The organism is Streptomyces sp. RKND-216, assembly GCF_004795255.1.
Lineage (GTDB): Bacteria > Actinomycetota > Actinomycetes > Streptomycetales > Streptomycetaceae > Streptomyces > Streptomyces hazeniae.
Map to the genome: position 1 here is coordinate 2,391,946 of NZ_SSBQ01000002.1, position 14,961 is coordinate 2,406,906.

Sequence of the window (14,961 nt, forward strand, 5' to 3'; positions counted from 1 at the left end):
TCACGGGCGGTCTCCTCGGGAGGGTGCCTCTTGTGCTGCGTCGGCGTCGGACTCCGCCGTGTCCCCGTCGGGGGCGGCGGCCGGCGGTGCCTTGTCCTGCAGGGCGTACGCGAGGTCGCCCAGTTCTTCGGGGAGGCGGGGCGACTCGCTGCGTCCCAGCCCGGCCATCTCGACGCTGGTGGTGCCGTGCGGGCCGGGGACGGCCCGGACCCACATCCGGCGGCGCTGGATGAACAACGAGCCGGCGAGTCCGGCGATGGCGATGAGCGCGCCGGCGAGAGCCCAGACGTTGCCGGCTTGGTGGGCGACCTGGAAGTTCGCCCACTGCTTGACGCCCTCGAACCTCAGCGTGCCCTTGCCGTCGGGCAGCCTCATGGACTCGCCGGGCAGCAGCTTCTTCGCCAGCGGACCGCCGTCCTCGGCCTTGAACTGCTTCATGCTGTCCGTGTCCAGCTGGTACACGTTCTGCGGGATGCCGGAGTCGACACCCAGGTCGCCCCGGTAGGCGGTGAGGAACAGGACCGGGTATTTCAGCTCCGGCCAGCGGGAGAACATGCTGCCCGAGCCGGCACCGCCGAAGGTGGGCACGAAGAAGCCCTGGAAGCCGAACTGCTCCCGCTCGCCCTCCTCGTTCACCGCGTCGGTGACCTTGATGACGCCGCTGGAGGTCAGGTTGGTGTCCTGCGGCAGGAACGGCACCGGGCCGCGGTAGGCGACCTCGCCGCTCGCGTCGGTGAAGGAGACGACCGGGGCGTAGCCGTTGGCGAGCAGATAGACCTTGGTGTCGCCGATCTCCAGCGGCTCGTTGACCTGGATGGTGGTCTTCCGCTCCGGGCCGTCCGGGGACGTCCAGTACGTGACGTCGGCTCGGGCCGTACGGACGCTGCCGCGGTTCGGGCCGTTCTCCTCGTACGACGCGTCGAAGTCGTCCAGGCGGAACCCGAAGCCGTCGAGGTCGTCAGAGGCGAAGAGCGAACCGGAGGAGAAGTCGTCGTACTGGGAGAGCGTGTTGGAGAAGCTGCTGCCGACGGGGACCAGCGTGCCGCCCTCGGAGCGGAAGAGCTGGCCGGCGGCGAACGCCACCAGCAGCACGATCAGCGCGATGTGGAACAGCAGGTTGCCGGCCTCGCGCAGGTAGCCCTTCTCCGACGCGACGGCGTCGCCCTCGGCGGCCACCCGGTAGCGCTTGCCGCGCAGCAGCTCCCGCGCGGCCTCCCGTACGGCCTCGGGGGAGGCGTCGGTGCGCCAGGTGGTGAAGGCGGGCATCCGGTCCAGGCGGCGCGGAGCGCGCGGCGGACGGGCGCGGAGCTGTCCGGCGAACTGCCCGCTGCGGGGCAGAATGCAGCCGATCAGCGAGACGAACAACAGGATGTAGATCGCGGAGAACCACACCGAGCTGTAGACGTCGAAGAGCTGGAGCGCGTCGTAGACGTTCCCCAGGGCCGGATTCTCGGCGCGGAAGTCGTCGACCCGGGTGGGGTCGACGGAGGACTGCGGGATGACCGAGCCGGGGATGGCGGCGAGGGAGAGCAGGAAGAGCAGGATCAGCGCGACCCGCATCGAGGTGAGCTGACGCCAGAACCAGCGGGCCCAGCCGAGGACTTCGCGGCCGGTCCAGGCGGCGCCGCCCCTGACGCCGGGGGCGCGGACGCCGCCGAACGAGCCCTGCACGGCCTGCCCGCTCTCCTCGACGGGGGCGGTGGAGAGCTGCGACATGGCCGCGCCGAGCTCCGGCTCCTCCGTGGCGGAGTCCGGGCGCGCGGCGGACGGGCGCTCGTTGTCCGGCCGGGTGGTGGTGTCGTCGGTCATCCGCTCAGATCCCCACGGTGAATCCGGCGGCGCCGGACCACACCTGCAGTTCGTAGACGATTCGGTCCCAGGCCCCCGTGACGAGCAGCACGCCGACGGCGACCAGCAGGCCGCCGCCGATGCGCATCACCCAGACATAGTGCCGCTTGACCCAGCCGAACGCCCCGAGGGTGCGGCGGAACAGCACCGCGGCCAGCAGGAACGGCAGGCCGAGGCCCAGGCAGTAGGCGGCGGTCAGCACCGCGCCGCGCCAGGCGCTGGCCTCGTTGAGCGCGAGCGCGGTCACCGCGGACAGGGTCGGGCCGATGCACGGCGTCCAGCCGATGCCGAACAGCACGCCCAGCACCGGCGCACCCGCGAGGCCCACGGCCGGACGGCGGTGGATGCGGAACTCGCGGCTGGTGAGACGGTTGAGCAGGCCGGAGCCGGAGCTCATGAACGACAGCCCCAGCAGGATCGTGAGACCGCCCAGCACGCGGGAGATGATCTCGCGATGCTCCTGGAGGGTGTTGCCGAAGTAGCCGAACAGCGCGCCGCCGGAGACGAACACGGCGGTGAAGCCGAGGACGAACAGCGCGGCGCCGGCGAGCACCCGGCCCCTGCGGGCGTCCGCGAGGTCGGTGCCGCTGACGCCGGTGACGTAGCTCAGGTAGCCGGGGACGAGGGGCAGCACGCAGGGCGAGAAGAACGACACCAGCCCGGCGAGCAGGGCGATCGGGAGCGCCAGGATCAGCGCGCCGCTGACGACGGTCTCGTCCGGCGCCACGGCGAGGGTGGTCAGGGCCGCGGTGGGGTCGCTCATCGCACCGTCACTTCTCCGCGAGCACCGGCTCGATCAGCGAGCGCAGCTGCTTCTCGCCGAGTTCGTCGAGCGCCTGGACGGCGATCTTCCCGTCCTGGTCGATGATCAGCGTGGAGGGGATGGTCTGGAGCGAGAGCGTGCCCTTGGGGAACTTCAGCATCTGCCGGCCGCTGGGGTCGAAGAGGCTCGGGTAGGGGATGCCGTAGGTGCGCTCGAACGCCTGGGCCGGCTCCTTGTACTGGTCGCGGGTGTTGATGCCGAGGAACCGGACGCCGTCGTCCGTCATGTCCTCGGCGACCTTCGCGAAGTGCGGGGCCTCCGCCCGGCACGGTGCGCACCAGGAGCCCCACACGTTGACCACCACGACCTCGCCGCGGAAGTCGGAGAGGCGCACCCGGCCGTCGCCGACCGTCTCGCCGCCGATGTCGGGGGCGTCCTTGCGTTCCGCGGCAGGCACCTTCGTGATCCGGCCGGTGCCCTGGACGTAGCCCTTGTCCCCGCCGCCGGTGGCTTCCGGGGCGTCCCCGCATCCGGTCAGGAGCAGCCCGCCGGCGACGGCGAGTACAGCCGCGGCCGACAGGGGCGTACGACGACGGGCGGCGCGGATCGGACTCATGTGAAAAGTTTCCCATGGGGTCGCAGGACGATCTCCGCACCCCCTGGTAGGGCTCGTATCAGCAGGTCGGAGCATGTTTCGGGGTACATGTGAGCAGCCGCTCTCAGGCGCCCGCGGCGGGCCGGTCGCCGCGCGGGCCGCTGGCCCGCAGGTGCGGCGGTACGAGGTCCAGCGCCGGCTCGCTGTACGCCACCGAGACGATCTTGTCGTCCAGATAGGTGAACGAGGTCAGCGAGGCGAGGGTGCACTGGCGGGTGCGCGGGTCGTGCCAGAGGCGGCGCCGCTCGACGTAGGAGCGCAGCGTCCAGATCGGCAGCTGGTGGCTGACGCACACCGCCTCGTGGCCGCGCGCCGCGTTCTTCGCCGCCTCCACTGCGCCCGACATGCGTACCACCTGGTCGATGTACGGCTCGCCCCAGGACGGGCGGAAGGGGTTGCGCAGGTGCCGCCAGTTCGCGGGGCTGCGCAGGGCGCCGTCGCCGACGCCGAAGGTCTTGCCCTGGAAGCGGTTGCCCGCCTCGATCAACCGCTCGTCGGTGGCGAGGTCCAGTCCGAGGGCCTTGGCGGTCGGCGCGGCCGTCTCCTGCGCGCGCTCCAGCGGCGAGGCCACGGCGTGCACGATGTCCCGGTCGGCCAGGTGCTCCGCCACCCGGTCGGCCATGCGGCGGCCGAGGTCGGACAGGTGGTAGCCGGGCAGCCGGCCGTACAGGATGCCCTCCGGGTTGTGCACCTCGCCGTGTCTGACCACGTGCACCACCGTCACGATGGGGGTCATGCGGCGGCCTCCGGCTTCGCCTGGGCCGCGGCGCGCGCGGCGGACGGCAGCGCGGCGGCGATCCGCTCGACGGCGCGTTCGTCGTGCGCGGTGGAGACGAACCACGACTCGAAGGCGGACGGCGGCAGGTAGACGCCCTGCTCCAGCATCGCGTGGAAGAACGCGGTGTAGCGGAACGCCTCCTGGGCCTTGGCACCCGCGTAGTCCGTGACCGGGGTGTCGGTGAAGAAGACGGAGAACATGTTCCCGGCGGACTGGAGCCGGTGGGCGACACCCTCCGCGGTCAGCGCCTCGGTGACCAGGCCGCGCAGCCGCTCGGAGACCGTGTCGACGGCCCCGTACGCCGCGTCGTCCAGCAACCGCAGCTGCGCGACGCCGGCGGCGGTGGCGACCGGGTTCCCGGACAGCGTGCCCGCCTGGTAGACGGGGCCGACCGGAGCGAGGTGGTCCATGACGTCCCTGCGGCCGCCGAACGCCGCCGCGGGAAAGCCGCCCCCCATCACCTTGCCGAACGTCATCAGGTCCGGTTCGACGCCGTCCAGGCCGTACCAGCCGGCCCGGCTCACCCGGAAACCGGTCATGACCTCGTCGGAGACGTACAGCGCGCCGTGCGTGCGGCACAGGTCGCGCAGCGCCTGGTTGAAGCCGTCCCGGGGCGGAACGACGCCCATGTTGCCCGGCGACGCCTCGGTGATCACACACGCGATCTGGCCGGGGTGCGCGGCGAACGCCTCGGTCACGGCGGCGAGGTCGTTGTAGGGCAGCACGATCGTGTCGCCGGCCTGCGCGCCGGTGACCCCCGGGGTGTCCGGCAGCGCGAAGGTGGCGACGCCCGAGCCGGCGGCGGCCAGCAGCGCGTCCACGTGGCCGTGGTAGCAGCCGGCGAACTTCACCACCTTGGGCCGCCCGGTGAATCCGCGGGCGAGCCGGATCGCCGACATCGTCGCCTCGGTGCCGCTGGAGACCAGCCGCACCCGTTCCACCGGCGCCACCCGCCGCACGATCTCCTCGGCCAGTTCGACCTCCGCCTCGCCCGGCGTGCCGAACGACGTGCCGCGCGCGACGGCCGCCTGCACCGCGGAGAGCACCTCGGGGTGGGAGTGACCGAGGATCATCGGCCCCCACGAGCAGACCAGGTCGACGTACTCGCGGCCGTCGGCGTCCGTGAGGTACGGACCGGTGCCGGACACCATGAAGCGGGGCGTACCGCCCACCGCGCCGAAGGCGCGGACCGGCGAGTTCACGCCGCCCGGTGTCACGGCGGCGGCACGATCGAAGAGCGACTGCGATACTGGGGTGTCGTACGAGGGAGTCACGGGGCCATGGTGGCAGACCTTCCCCAGCGGGTACGCCTTCGGGGCGTTTCGCGCCCGCCTGCGCGGGGAGGTCTTTGACACGATGATCTGGTTGCGCGGCGGGGGCCGCTAGTGGTCGGGTGGTGACATGCAGCGCGGTGGCGGACTGGGCGAGGGTACCGGGGGACTCGAGCCTGAGCAGGCACGGGGACGTCACCGGCGTGAAGCGGCGAGAACAGAGAGCAGCAGGGGTGGCGGCGGAGTGGGGGTGACCTACAAGTACTTCGGCGCGCCGGACGGTGCGACCGCCGCTCGCGTGCCGATCTCCATGCGCCCGGAAGAGCTCGGCGGCGACGAGCTGGGCCACGGCATGTTCACCAAGATCAAGCCGGAGACCATGGCGGCGATGGTGCTCACGGGCATCGAGGGCATACCCCTGCACCGCGTCCCGCCGCTCGAGCTCGTCGTCCTGCACCCGGACTACGCCGTGGTGAAGCTCCCGATGACGGTCGTCGACCCGCTGCGCGGCATCGGCGAGGAGTCGGTCGGCGCGGCCGCGTTCATCTGGTCGACGGTCCCCGACCGCAGCGGCCCGCAGGACGCCTTCAACGTCTACCGGCTGCTGCACGAGTGGCAGGACTTCTCCGAACGCCTCCACATGGCCGGCCACCAGCCGTACTGCCTCGTCTGGCCCTGAGCCTCAGCAGCGCCACGCACGCGCACACCTGCGCACCCCGCACGCCGCACGCACGGGCACGCGGGCCCCACTCCGGTCATCGTCCAGAACCGGTGCGGAGCCCGCGTGGTGACGTGCGGTCAGGCGGCCGTCAGCGCTTCGTGGTGGACGTCTTCGACGTCCCCTCCGCACCGAGCGTGCCGTTCTCGAGGCCCTCCTCGAACGCGGCCACCGCCTCATCGACCATCCTGTCCTGCTCCCGCTTGGCCTTGGCGGCCAGGTAGGCCTCCCGCTCCTGGCGGAACGAGCGCAGCGTCGCGACGCACATGCCGATCATGACGAAGCTGAACGGGAGGGCGACGAGGATCGCCACCGTCTTCAACGTGTCCAGCGACGCCGTCCCGCCACTGCCGGAGGCCAGCAGCAGCGCGATGGCCACGGCACCCTCGGTCAGCGCCCAGAAGACACGGCTCCAGGTCGGCGGGTTCGGGTCGCCGCCGGAGGCCAGCATGTCCACCACGTACGAACCGGAGTCGGACGAGGTGACGAAGAAGAGCACGATCAGCAGGATCGCCACACCGGCGACGAAGGTGCCACCCGGCAGGGTGTCCAGCATTTCGAAGAGGGCGTTGTTGGTACTGACGGCCTCGTCCACGATGTAGTTGTGTTCGCCGTTCGTCTGCTGGAAGACGGCGGTGCCGCCGAAGATGGAGAACCAGACGAACGTCAGCAGGGTCGGGACCAGCAGCACGCCGCAGACGAACTCGCGGACGGTGCGGCCCCGGGAGATCCGCGCGATGAAGATGCCGACGAACGGCGCCCAGGAGATCCACCAGCCCCAGTAGAAGACCGTCCAGCCGTTGACCCAGGAGGTGCCCTCGTCGCCGTGCGCCGCCCCGGTGTCGAAGCTGAGCGACAGGAGGCTCTGGAGGTAGCCGCCGGTGTCCTGGACGAGGGTGTTGGCGATGTACAGCGTCGGACCGGCGATCAGCACGAAGAGCATGATCAGGGCGGCGATGCCCATGTTGGCGTTCGACAGCCACTTGATGCCCTTGCCGATACCCGTCACCACGGACAGGGTCGCGACACCGGTGATGCACACGATGAGCACGACCAGGAGGGTCTTGCTGTTCGCGTCGTCGACCCAGCCCAGAAAGTCCATACCGCTGGCGACCTGCATCACACCGAAGCCGAGCGAGGTCGCGACGCCGAACAGGGTGCCGATGACGGCGACCGTGTCGATCACGTCGCCCCACGCGCCCTTGATCCGGTCACCGAAGACCGGCTCGAGCGCCCAGCGGATGGACACCGGGCGGCCCTTGCGGTGCACGGAGTAGGCGACGGCGAGGCCGACGACCACGTAGATCGCCCACGGGTGGATGCCCCAGTGCAGGAACGTCTGCACCATGGCGAACTCGGACTTGGCGGCGTCGGAGGAGCCGACACCGGGACGCGGGTCGTTGAAGAAGTTCAGTGGCTCGGCGACACCCCAGAAGACCAGGCCGATCCCCATGCCGGCGGCGAACAGCATCGCCAGCCAGGACACGAGGGAGAACTCCGGCCGTTCCCCGTCCTTGCCGAGCCTGATGTCGCCGTAGCGGCCTATGCCGACCCACAGGCAGAAGATCACGAACAGCGACACCAGAGCCATGTAGAACCAGCTCAGGTTGCCGATCACCTCGCTCTGCACGGTGGCGACCGCGTTGGCGGCCGTCTTCTGACCGATGACGGCGAACAGCACGAACCCGAGAATCACCACCGCCGAAGGCCAGAAGACCCTCGGCGCGATGGAGGAGGTCCGTTCGCCTTCTCTTGGTCCTGGTCGATCTCCCTGGGGCGGCACTTTCGCCGTCGTCTGCGCAGACACGCACTTATCCTTCGGTCGTCGGGGCAGAAATGCCGCAGGCCGGGACGACGTCGGCCCGCGAGCCGTTCACCTCCCCACGACGGCCGAAAACACACGTCACGAAAAAGTATCGACCGGCGGCCGTTCCGGGCCGCCGGTCGACGGAAAGCGAGGCTGCCTCACTGCTTCCGTGGCTGGAGGTGTTCCCGATCCTCCTCCTCGCCCCGGTGCTCCGCCTCGATCCTGGTCAACTCACTAGTGTCCGCACGACGCCGCACCTCGTTCATGTCGACGTCCTCGGCGGGGCCGATACGCAGTTCGAAGTCGCCGTCGTACTTCTCGGAGCCCGTGATGACCGCGAGCTCCACGGCCTCCTCGCCCCGCTCGCTGCGCTGGATCCTGGCGTCCTGGCGGAGGTCCTTCATCAGCGCTACACACAGTCCGATCATCACCACGGTGAACGGCACCGCAGCGAGGATCGTCAGGTTCTGCAGACCGTCCAGCGCGGTCGTGCCGCCCTCCCCGATCAGCAGCATGATGGCGGCGACCGCACCCGTGAGAGCACCCCAGAAGATGACCACGACCCGGTGCGGCTCCAGGGTGCCCTTCTGGGAGAGCGTGCCCATCACGATGGACGCCGCGTCCGCGCCGGAGACGAAGAAGATGCCGACGAGGATCATCACGACCAGGCTGGTGACCCCGGCGATCGGGAACTCGTTCAGCACCGCGAAGAGCTGTCCCTCCGGCGTCGCCTCGCCGGCGATGCCGGCGCCGTTCTCCTGCAGCCGCATGCCGGTGCCGCCCAGGACGGAGAACCAGAGCAGGCTCACCACGCTGGGCACGAGGATCACGCCGCCGATGAACTGCCGGATCGTCCGGCCGCGGCTGATGCGGGCGATGAACATCCCGACGAAGGGCGTCCAGGAGATCCACCAGGCCCAGTAGAAGACCGTCCACCCCGAGAGCCAGGTGGCGACGTCGTCGCCGGCGCTGGCCTCCGTGCGCGCCGCCATCTCCGGCAGGTCGGCGAAATACGCCCCGATCGAGGTCGGCAGCAGGTCCAGCTGGAGCACGGTCGGTCCGGCGACGAAGAGGAAGACGACCAGCAGCGCGGCCAACACCATGTTGATGTTGGACAGCCACTGGATGCCCTTCTCCACGCCGGAGACCGCCGACACAACGAAGCACAGGGTGAGAAACGCGATGATCGCGACCAGGAGACCCGTCCCCACGGTGGACATCCAGTCCAGCTCCTGCACGCCGCTGCCGATCTGGAGGGCGCCCAGACCCAGCGAGGCCGCGGAACCAAACAGGGTGGCGATGATCGCCAGGATGTCGATGACCCGCCCGGGGGCTCCGTTGGCCGCCTTCTCCCCGATCAGCGGGGTGAAGGTGGCGCTGATGGTCTGGCGGCGGTTGCGGCGGAACGCGCTGTAGGCGATCGCCAGGCCCACCACGGCGTAGATGGCCCAGGGGTGCAGGGTCCAGTGGAAGAGCGTGGTGGCCATGGCGTCGGCCATACGGGCACCCGCGTCCACCGGCTCGTTGCCCGGAGGCGGGTCCACGAAGTGCGTCAGCGGCTCGTTCACGCCGTAGAACATCAGCCCGATGCCCATGCCGGCGCTGAACATCATCGCGATCCACGACACCGTACGGAACTCCGGGCGCTCACCCTCCTTACCGAGCGTGATCCTCCCGTAGCGGCTGAAGGCCACCCACAACGCGAAGACGACGAACCCGGAGGCGGCGAGCACGAACGCCCACCCGCCGTTGTGGATGACCACCTCGAGCAGCTTGCTCGACACGTCGGCGAGCGAGTCGGTGGCGAGACCGCCCCACAGCACGAACGCCAGGGTCAGCCCCGCGCTGACGCCGAACACCACCCTGTCGGTACGGGGCCTGCGCAGAGAGTGACCGGCAGGAGTGGTGCCCATCACCTCGCCCCTCGGCTCTTCGTCCTTGCGATCGTTCAGCAAGATCCCGGCCTTTCACTCGAGCCTCTGCGGTGCCCAGGGTCGGCAGGGCCGGAACCCGGCGCCCGGTGGCACAGGAGACCGCACCGCGCCCGGAGCCCGGAACGCGGGATGCGCCTCAGTTATCCGCCATCCTCTCGGTATGCCCTGATTATCGCAGCTTGTCGACCAGGAGTGGTGCCTTGGGCAACGATCCGGTGTGGCGCCGCGCCGTCCAGGGCTGTGCCCGGCATCCGGGGACTCCCGGTGCGCCGGGCGCAGCCCCGGAGGGTCAGCCCTTCACGCAGACGATCTGCTTGAGCTTCGCGACGACCTCCACCAGGTCCCGCTGCCGCTCGATCACCTGCTCGATCGGCTTGTAGGCCCCCGGGATCTCGTCCACCACGCCGGAGTCCTTGCGGCACTCCACGCCACGGGTCTGCTCCACCAGGTCGCGCTCGGAGAACCGCCGCTTCGCCGCGCCGCGGCTCATCCGGCGCCCGGCGCCGTGCGAGGCCGACTGGAACGAGTCACGGTTGCCCAGGCCCTTCACGATGTAGGACCCGGTACCCATCGAGCCGGGGATGATGCCGTACTCGCCGCTGCCCGCACGGATGGCCCCCTTGCGGGTGACCAGCATGTCCGTGTCCTCGTACCGCTCCTCGGCCACGTAGTTGTGGTGACAGGAGATGACCTGCTCGAACGTGGGCTTCGCCCTGCGGAACTCGCGGCGCACCACGTCCTGGAGCAGGCCCATCATCAGCGCGCGGTTGAACCGCGCGTACTCCTGCGCCCAGAACAGGTCGTTCCGGTAGGCGGCCATCTGCGGGGTGTCCGCGACGAAGACCGCCAGGTCGCGGTCGACCAGGGCCTGGTTGTGCGGAAGCTTCTGGGCCTCGCCGATGTGGAAGTCGGCCAGCTCCTTGCCGATGTTGCGCGAGCCGGAGTGCAGCATCAGCCACACCGCGCCCTCGGTGTCGAGGCACACTTCGACGAAGTGGTTGCCGCCGCCGAGGGTGCCCATCTGCTTCTCCGCCCGCCCCCGGCGGAAGCGGACCGCGCTCGCCACGCCGTCGAACCGGCCCCAGAAGTCGTTCCAGCCGGCGACCGGCAGGCCGTGCAGACGCTCCGGCCGTACCGGGTCGTCGTGCATGCCCCGGCCCACCGGGATGGCCTGCTCGATCCGCGACCGCAGCCGCGACAGGTCGCCCGGCAGGTCGTTCCGCGTGAGCGAGGTGCGCACGGCGGACATGCCGCAGCCGATGTCGACGCCGACGGCCGCCGGGCACACGGCGCCTTCCATGGCGATGACGGAGCCGACCGTCGCGCCCTTGCCGTAGTGCACGTCGGGCATCACGGCGAGGCCGCGGACCCACGGCAGGGTGGCCACGTTCTCCAACTGGCGCAGCGCGCCGTCCTCGACCGTGGCCGGATCGGCCCACATGCGGATCGGCACCCGTGCACCGGGCAGCTCGGTGTACGACATCTCACTCAACTCCCCCGGAAGGACCCTGCGGTGCAGCGTACGAGCGTGGACGGCACCGAAGACAGAAAAAGAACAAGTCGGACTTCGCGCCACATAGACGCCACGCGACCGGACGGCCGTGCGGTGCGTGCGGTAGACATTGTGTTCCGTCGGCCCATACGGGCGGCAACACGTTTTCGAGCGCGGGAGGCACCGGTGCAGCGGACGGCAAGGACGCGTCTGGCGGGCGCCGCGATGGCGTTCGCCGTGGCCGGCGGCCTCACGGCCTGCACCGGCGGCTCCGGGGGCGACGAGACGGGCGGCACGTCCGGCGACGCCACCGCCGCCGCGGAACCCGCGCCGCCGGGCCGCTACCGGACCCTCCCCGAACCGTGCGGGGCGGTGAGCCGCGACACGCTGGAGCAGATGCTGCCGGGCGCGGCCGCGAAGGCCGAGCAGGAGGGCGACGAGGGAGGCGCCTCCGCCACCCCGTCACCGCTGGAGGGCGAGGCCGCCCTCACCTACGACACCGACCGGCGCGTGGGCTGCACGTGGCAGAGCACGACCAGCCTCGGCAGCCGACAACTCAACGTCGACTTCGAGCGCATCGTCTCCTACGACTCCGAGGTCAGCGACGACGAGCAGGCCGAGCTGCTGTTCGAGCGACGGGCCGAGAAGGCCGGGGTGGGTCCGGGCGAGGAACCCTCGCGGACGCCGGAGCCGGACGCGGGCACCGAGACCGACGCCCAGGGCGAGGGCGACGCCCCGGACGGCGGATCGGGCGGCGGACCCGACGCGATGGCCGGGGCCGCCCGGGACGGGGGACGCGCCGCCGCGTCCCCCGGCGAACGGTCGGAGACAGCCTCGCCCGACAGTGAGGACACCCCGGAGGACGACGGCGGAAGCGGCGACGACAAGGCCGGCGAGCCCGAGCTCGGCTCCCCCTCGCCGGAGCCCTCGCTACCGCCCCGCAGGCTCGGCGACATCGGCGACGCCGCCTTCCTCGACGACCGGCTCAGGACCTCGGCCGACGGCCGCAGCGCGCACCGGGACGTCGTCCTGCTCTTCCGCACCTCCAACGTGCTGGTCACCGTCGAGTACAGCCAGTCCATCGCCGACGGGCGCCGCACGCCGGAGAGCGCCGAACTCCAGCAGTACGCGCGCGACCTGGCCCAGCAGCTCGCCGAGCAGTTCACCGACGGCTGACGCCGGCCCCCGAACCCCGGTTCGCCGGAACCCCGGACAGCCGGACCCCGAAGAGAAACCGGAAGCGAAGGAACCATGCACCGAATCACCCCGCGACTGGCCCGCCGGGCCGCCTGCGCAGCCGTGGCCGTTCCCGTGCTGCTGGTGGCCGGATGCTCCTCGGACTCCGGCGACCCGGAGCCGACCGGCCCCTCCTCCTCGGCGTCGGCGAGCACCGGCGGGAAGAAGCCCGACCCGGCCGCGTACGCGAGCCTGCCGGACCCGTGCAAGGCCGTGTCCGAGAAGACCGTCGAGGACGTGGTGCCCGGCACGGAGGACAAGTCCGGGAAGAACCTGGCCTCTTCGGACACCGACAGCTACGGCGCCTGCCTGTGGAGCGGCGGCAGTGGCGACATCGACGCCGACTACCGCGCCCTGACGGTGTCCCTGAAGCGGTACGACACCGACGCCTCGCTCGGCTCGGGCGACGAGCAGGCGCAGCGCTTCGTCCAGCAGGAGGTCCAGGCGGTCGAGGGCGACGAGGCGCACAAGAAGCCCGAGCAGAGCAAGGTCTCCGGCGTGGGCGACGAAGCGCTGGCCGTCACCTACGAGACCGAGAAGAAGGACAACACCTACCGCGCCACCCGTGTCGTGGTCCGGGACCAGAACGTCGTCGTGACGGTCGACTACGAGGGCACCGGATTCGAGGACGCGGACCCGCCCAGCCGCGACGAGGTGCGCAAGAACGCCGAAAAGGTGGCGAAGGAGGCCTCCGCCGCCATCGAGTGACGCGAAACCGCACAGGTGTGCAAGGCTGAGCGCCGCCAGCTTCCCGAGGGTGGGGTCCACACCAGTGCAGTCCGTTGAACTCAACCGCACACACCGGATACTCGTCGGCGTCGTCGTGACCGGCGCGGTCGTCATCGCGGCCATCGGCTTCGCCGGGTCGTACGCGGCCGTGCGCGACCTGGCCGAGAAGAAGGGGTTCGGCGCCTTCGCGCCCTTCTTCCCCATCGGCATCGACGCGGGCATCGTGGTGCTGCTCGCGCTCGACCTGCTGCTGACGTGGATCCGCATCCCGTTCCCGCTGCTGCGGCAGACCGCGTGGCTGCTGACGGCGGCGACCATCGCGTTCAACGGCGCCGCCGCCTGGCCCGATCCGCTGGGCGTCGGCATGCACGCCGTCATCCCGGTGCTGTTCGTGGTCGCCGTGGAGGCGGCCCGGCACGCGATCGGCCGGATCGCCGACATCACCGCCGACAAGCACATGGAGGGCGTACGACTCTCCCGCTGGCTTCTGGCGTTCCCGTCGACGTTCCGGCTGTGGCGGCGGATGAAGCTGTGGGAGCTGCGGTCGTACGAACAGGTCATCGCAATGGAGCAGGACCGGCTGGTGTACGAGGCGCGGCTGCGCGCCCGTTACGGCCGTGGCTGGCGCCGCAAGGCACCCGTCGAGGCGATGATGCCCCTCCGACTCGCCCGCTACGGCGTGCCGTTGACGGAGACGGGCCCGGCCGGTCTGGCGGCGGCGGGCATCACGGTGCCCGCGCGGCTGACATCCGGCACGGAGAGCGCCTCCGGCGCGGACGCCCCCGCACGGGCCGGACAGGCGCTGCTGCCGGGCGCCTCGGACCGGCCCGGAGCGGCGCACGCGGGCGGCGGAGCCGACGCGGCGCACGGCACGGCACACGGCGGCACGACGGCCGAGGCCCGGGGAGCGCACGCAGGCGCGGCGGCGCCCTCCCTCACCAAGGAGGACACCGCCACCGCACCGGAGGAACGACCGCCGCTGCGCGAACGCTCCGCGTACGACGACGACATGGCCGCGGAGTACGCCACGGAGTACCGGCCCGCGCCCGAGTACATACCCGCCCGGCCGCCCCAGGGCGCCCACCCCGGCGGTCACCCGGACCTCGATCCGCGGTGGGAGGAGCCGGTCGCCGTCTCCCCCACCGGCGAATACCCGCTCCCCGAGATTCCCGACGAACCCGCCGCCCCGGCCCCCTCCGGGTACGCCTACGCGGAGGACACCGGCCGTCGGCATCCGCAGGTGACCGTGCCCGTCGTCCAGGGCGGACGGCAGCGCCCGCTGGGCCGCAGCGGCGCCCCGGACGGCGGCCGCGGCGCGTACACACCGAGCCAGCAGGAGCTGTTCGTCGAACCGGAACCGGCGCCCCCGGCCCCCGAACCGGAGCCGGTCCCGGCCCCCGCGCCGCGCGCGGCACCCGTTCCGGAACCCGAGCCGGACGCGTACGGGGGCGACGAGCCGATCGGCATCCCGGACGGCGTCCCCCGCGAAGAGATGTACTTCGAGGCGTACCGGCAGTTCATCGCCGCGCACGGCAGCCGCCCCACCGCGCGCGACCTCTCGCGGGCACTGCACGACGGCTTCGGTGTCACGAACGTGGACGGCAACCTGCTGAGCGAGCCATACCTGCGCGCCTACCTGCGCGAGTTCCGCGAGCGCTACAGCTCAGAGATGGGCATCTCCATCTGACGGCGGGAGAGGCGCTTCCCGGCCCCGCCGTCCCCCGTTGACC

Annotated in this window: 12 protein-coding genes; 4 read left to right on the forward strand and 8 right to left on the reverse strand. The window is 71.2% G+C overall.

What is annotated here, in order from left to right:
• The 5 genes from E4198_RS10555 to hemL all read right to left on the reverse strand — a co-directional run bounded on the left by E4198_RS10555 (position 1) and on the right by hemL (position 5,318).
• The gene (locus tag E4198_RS10555; RefSeq protein ID WP_136182926.1) at positions 1–1,809 is read right to left on the reverse strand and encodes a cytochrome c biogenesis protein ResB; all 1,809 of its coding nucleotides are present in this window, start codon (positions 1,807–1,809) and stop codon (positions 1–3) included.
• A gap of 4 nt (positions 1,810–1,813) precedes the next feature.
• The gene (locus tag E4198_RS10560; protein ID WP_136182927.1) at positions 1,814–2,611 is read right to left on the reverse strand and encodes a cytochrome c biogenesis protein CcdA; all 798 of its coding nucleotides are present in this window, start codon (positions 2,609–2,611) and stop codon (positions 1,814–1,816) included.
• A gap of 7 nt (positions 2,612–2,618) precedes the next feature.
• A complete protein-coding gene (locus E4198_RS10565) occupies positions 2,619–3,227 on the reverse strand; it encodes a TlpA disulfide reductase family protein (protein ID WP_136182928.1) in 609 nt (202 codons plus the stop codon).
• 103 nt (positions 3,228–3,330) lie between these two features.
• Positions 3,331–4,002 carry a histidine phosphatase family protein gene (locus E4198_RS10570; protein WP_136182929.1) on the reverse strand — a complete coding sequence of 224 codons (672 nt, stop codon included), beginning with the start codon at positions 4,000–4,002 and terminating at the stop codon, positions 3,331–3,333.
• Entirely contained in the window at positions 3,999–5,318 is a 1,320-nt protein-coding gene (gene hemL, locus E4198_RS10575) for a glutamate-1-semialdehyde 2,1-aminomutase (protein WP_136182930.1), read from the reverse strand. The genes E4198_RS10570 and hemL overlap by 4 nt, the downstream gene beginning before the upstream one ends.
• 127 nt (positions 5,319–5,445) lie before the next feature.
• Here hemL and E4198_RS10580 point away from each other — a divergent pair, with 127 nt between their 5' ends.
• On the forward strand, positions 5,446–5,994 hold the full coding sequence (locus E4198_RS10580) for a hypothetical protein (protein WP_078529203.1): 549 nt from the start codon (positions 5,446–5,448) through the stop codon (positions 5,992–5,994).
• Positions 5,995–6,124: 130 nt separating this feature from the next.
• On the opposite strand, the gene E4198_RS10585 is transcribed toward E4198_RS10580, so the two are convergent.
• The 3 genes from E4198_RS10585 to E4198_RS10595 form a co-directional block, all read right to left on the reverse strand.
• The gene (locus E4198_RS10585) at positions 6,125–7,816 is read right to left on the reverse strand and encodes a BCCT family transporter (RefSeq protein ID WP_281728006.1); all 1,692 of its coding nucleotides are present in this window, start codon (positions 7,814–7,816) and stop codon (positions 6,125–6,127) included.
• A 182-nt stretch (positions 7,817–7,998) separates the two neighbouring features.
• Positions 7,999–9,753 carry a BCCT family transporter gene (locus tag E4198_RS10590; protein WP_136185308.1) on the reverse strand — a complete coding sequence of 585 codons (1,755 nt, stop codon included), beginning with the start codon at positions 9,751–9,753 and terminating at the stop codon, positions 7,999–8,001.
• A gap of 310 nt (positions 9,754–10,063) precedes the next feature.
• The gene (locus E4198_RS10595) at positions 10,064–11,257 is read right to left on the reverse strand and encodes an RtcB family protein (protein ID WP_136182931.1); all 1,194 of its coding nucleotides are present in this window, start codon (positions 11,255–11,257) and stop codon (positions 10,064–10,066) included.
• Positions 11,258–11,452: 195 nt separating this feature from the next.
• Here E4198_RS10595 and E4198_RS10600 point away from each other — a divergent pair, with 195 nt between their 5' ends.
• The 3 genes from E4198_RS10600 to E4198_RS10610 all read left to right on the forward strand — a co-directional run bounded on the left by E4198_RS10600 (position 11,453) and on the right by E4198_RS10610 (position 14,918).
• The gene (locus tag E4198_RS10600; protein ID WP_136182932.1) at positions 11,453–12,442 is read left to right on the forward strand and encodes a hypothetical protein; all 990 of its coding nucleotides are present in this window, start codon (positions 11,453–11,455) and stop codon (positions 12,440–12,442) included.
• Positions 12,443–12,517: 75 nt separating this feature from the next.
• Positions 12,518–13,210: a DUF3558 family protein gene (locus E4198_RS10605; RefSeq protein ID WP_136182933.1), complete on the forward strand. Its 693-nt coding sequence runs from the start codon at positions 12,518–12,520 to the stop codon at positions 13,208–13,210.
• A gap of 49 nt (positions 13,211–13,259) precedes the next feature.
• Positions 13,260–14,918: a DUF2637 domain-containing protein gene (locus E4198_RS10610; protein WP_247597628.1), complete on the forward strand. Its 1,659-nt coding sequence runs from the start codon at positions 13,260–13,262 to the stop codon at positions 14,916–14,918.
• Positions 14,919–14,961: the final 43 nt, after the last annotated feature.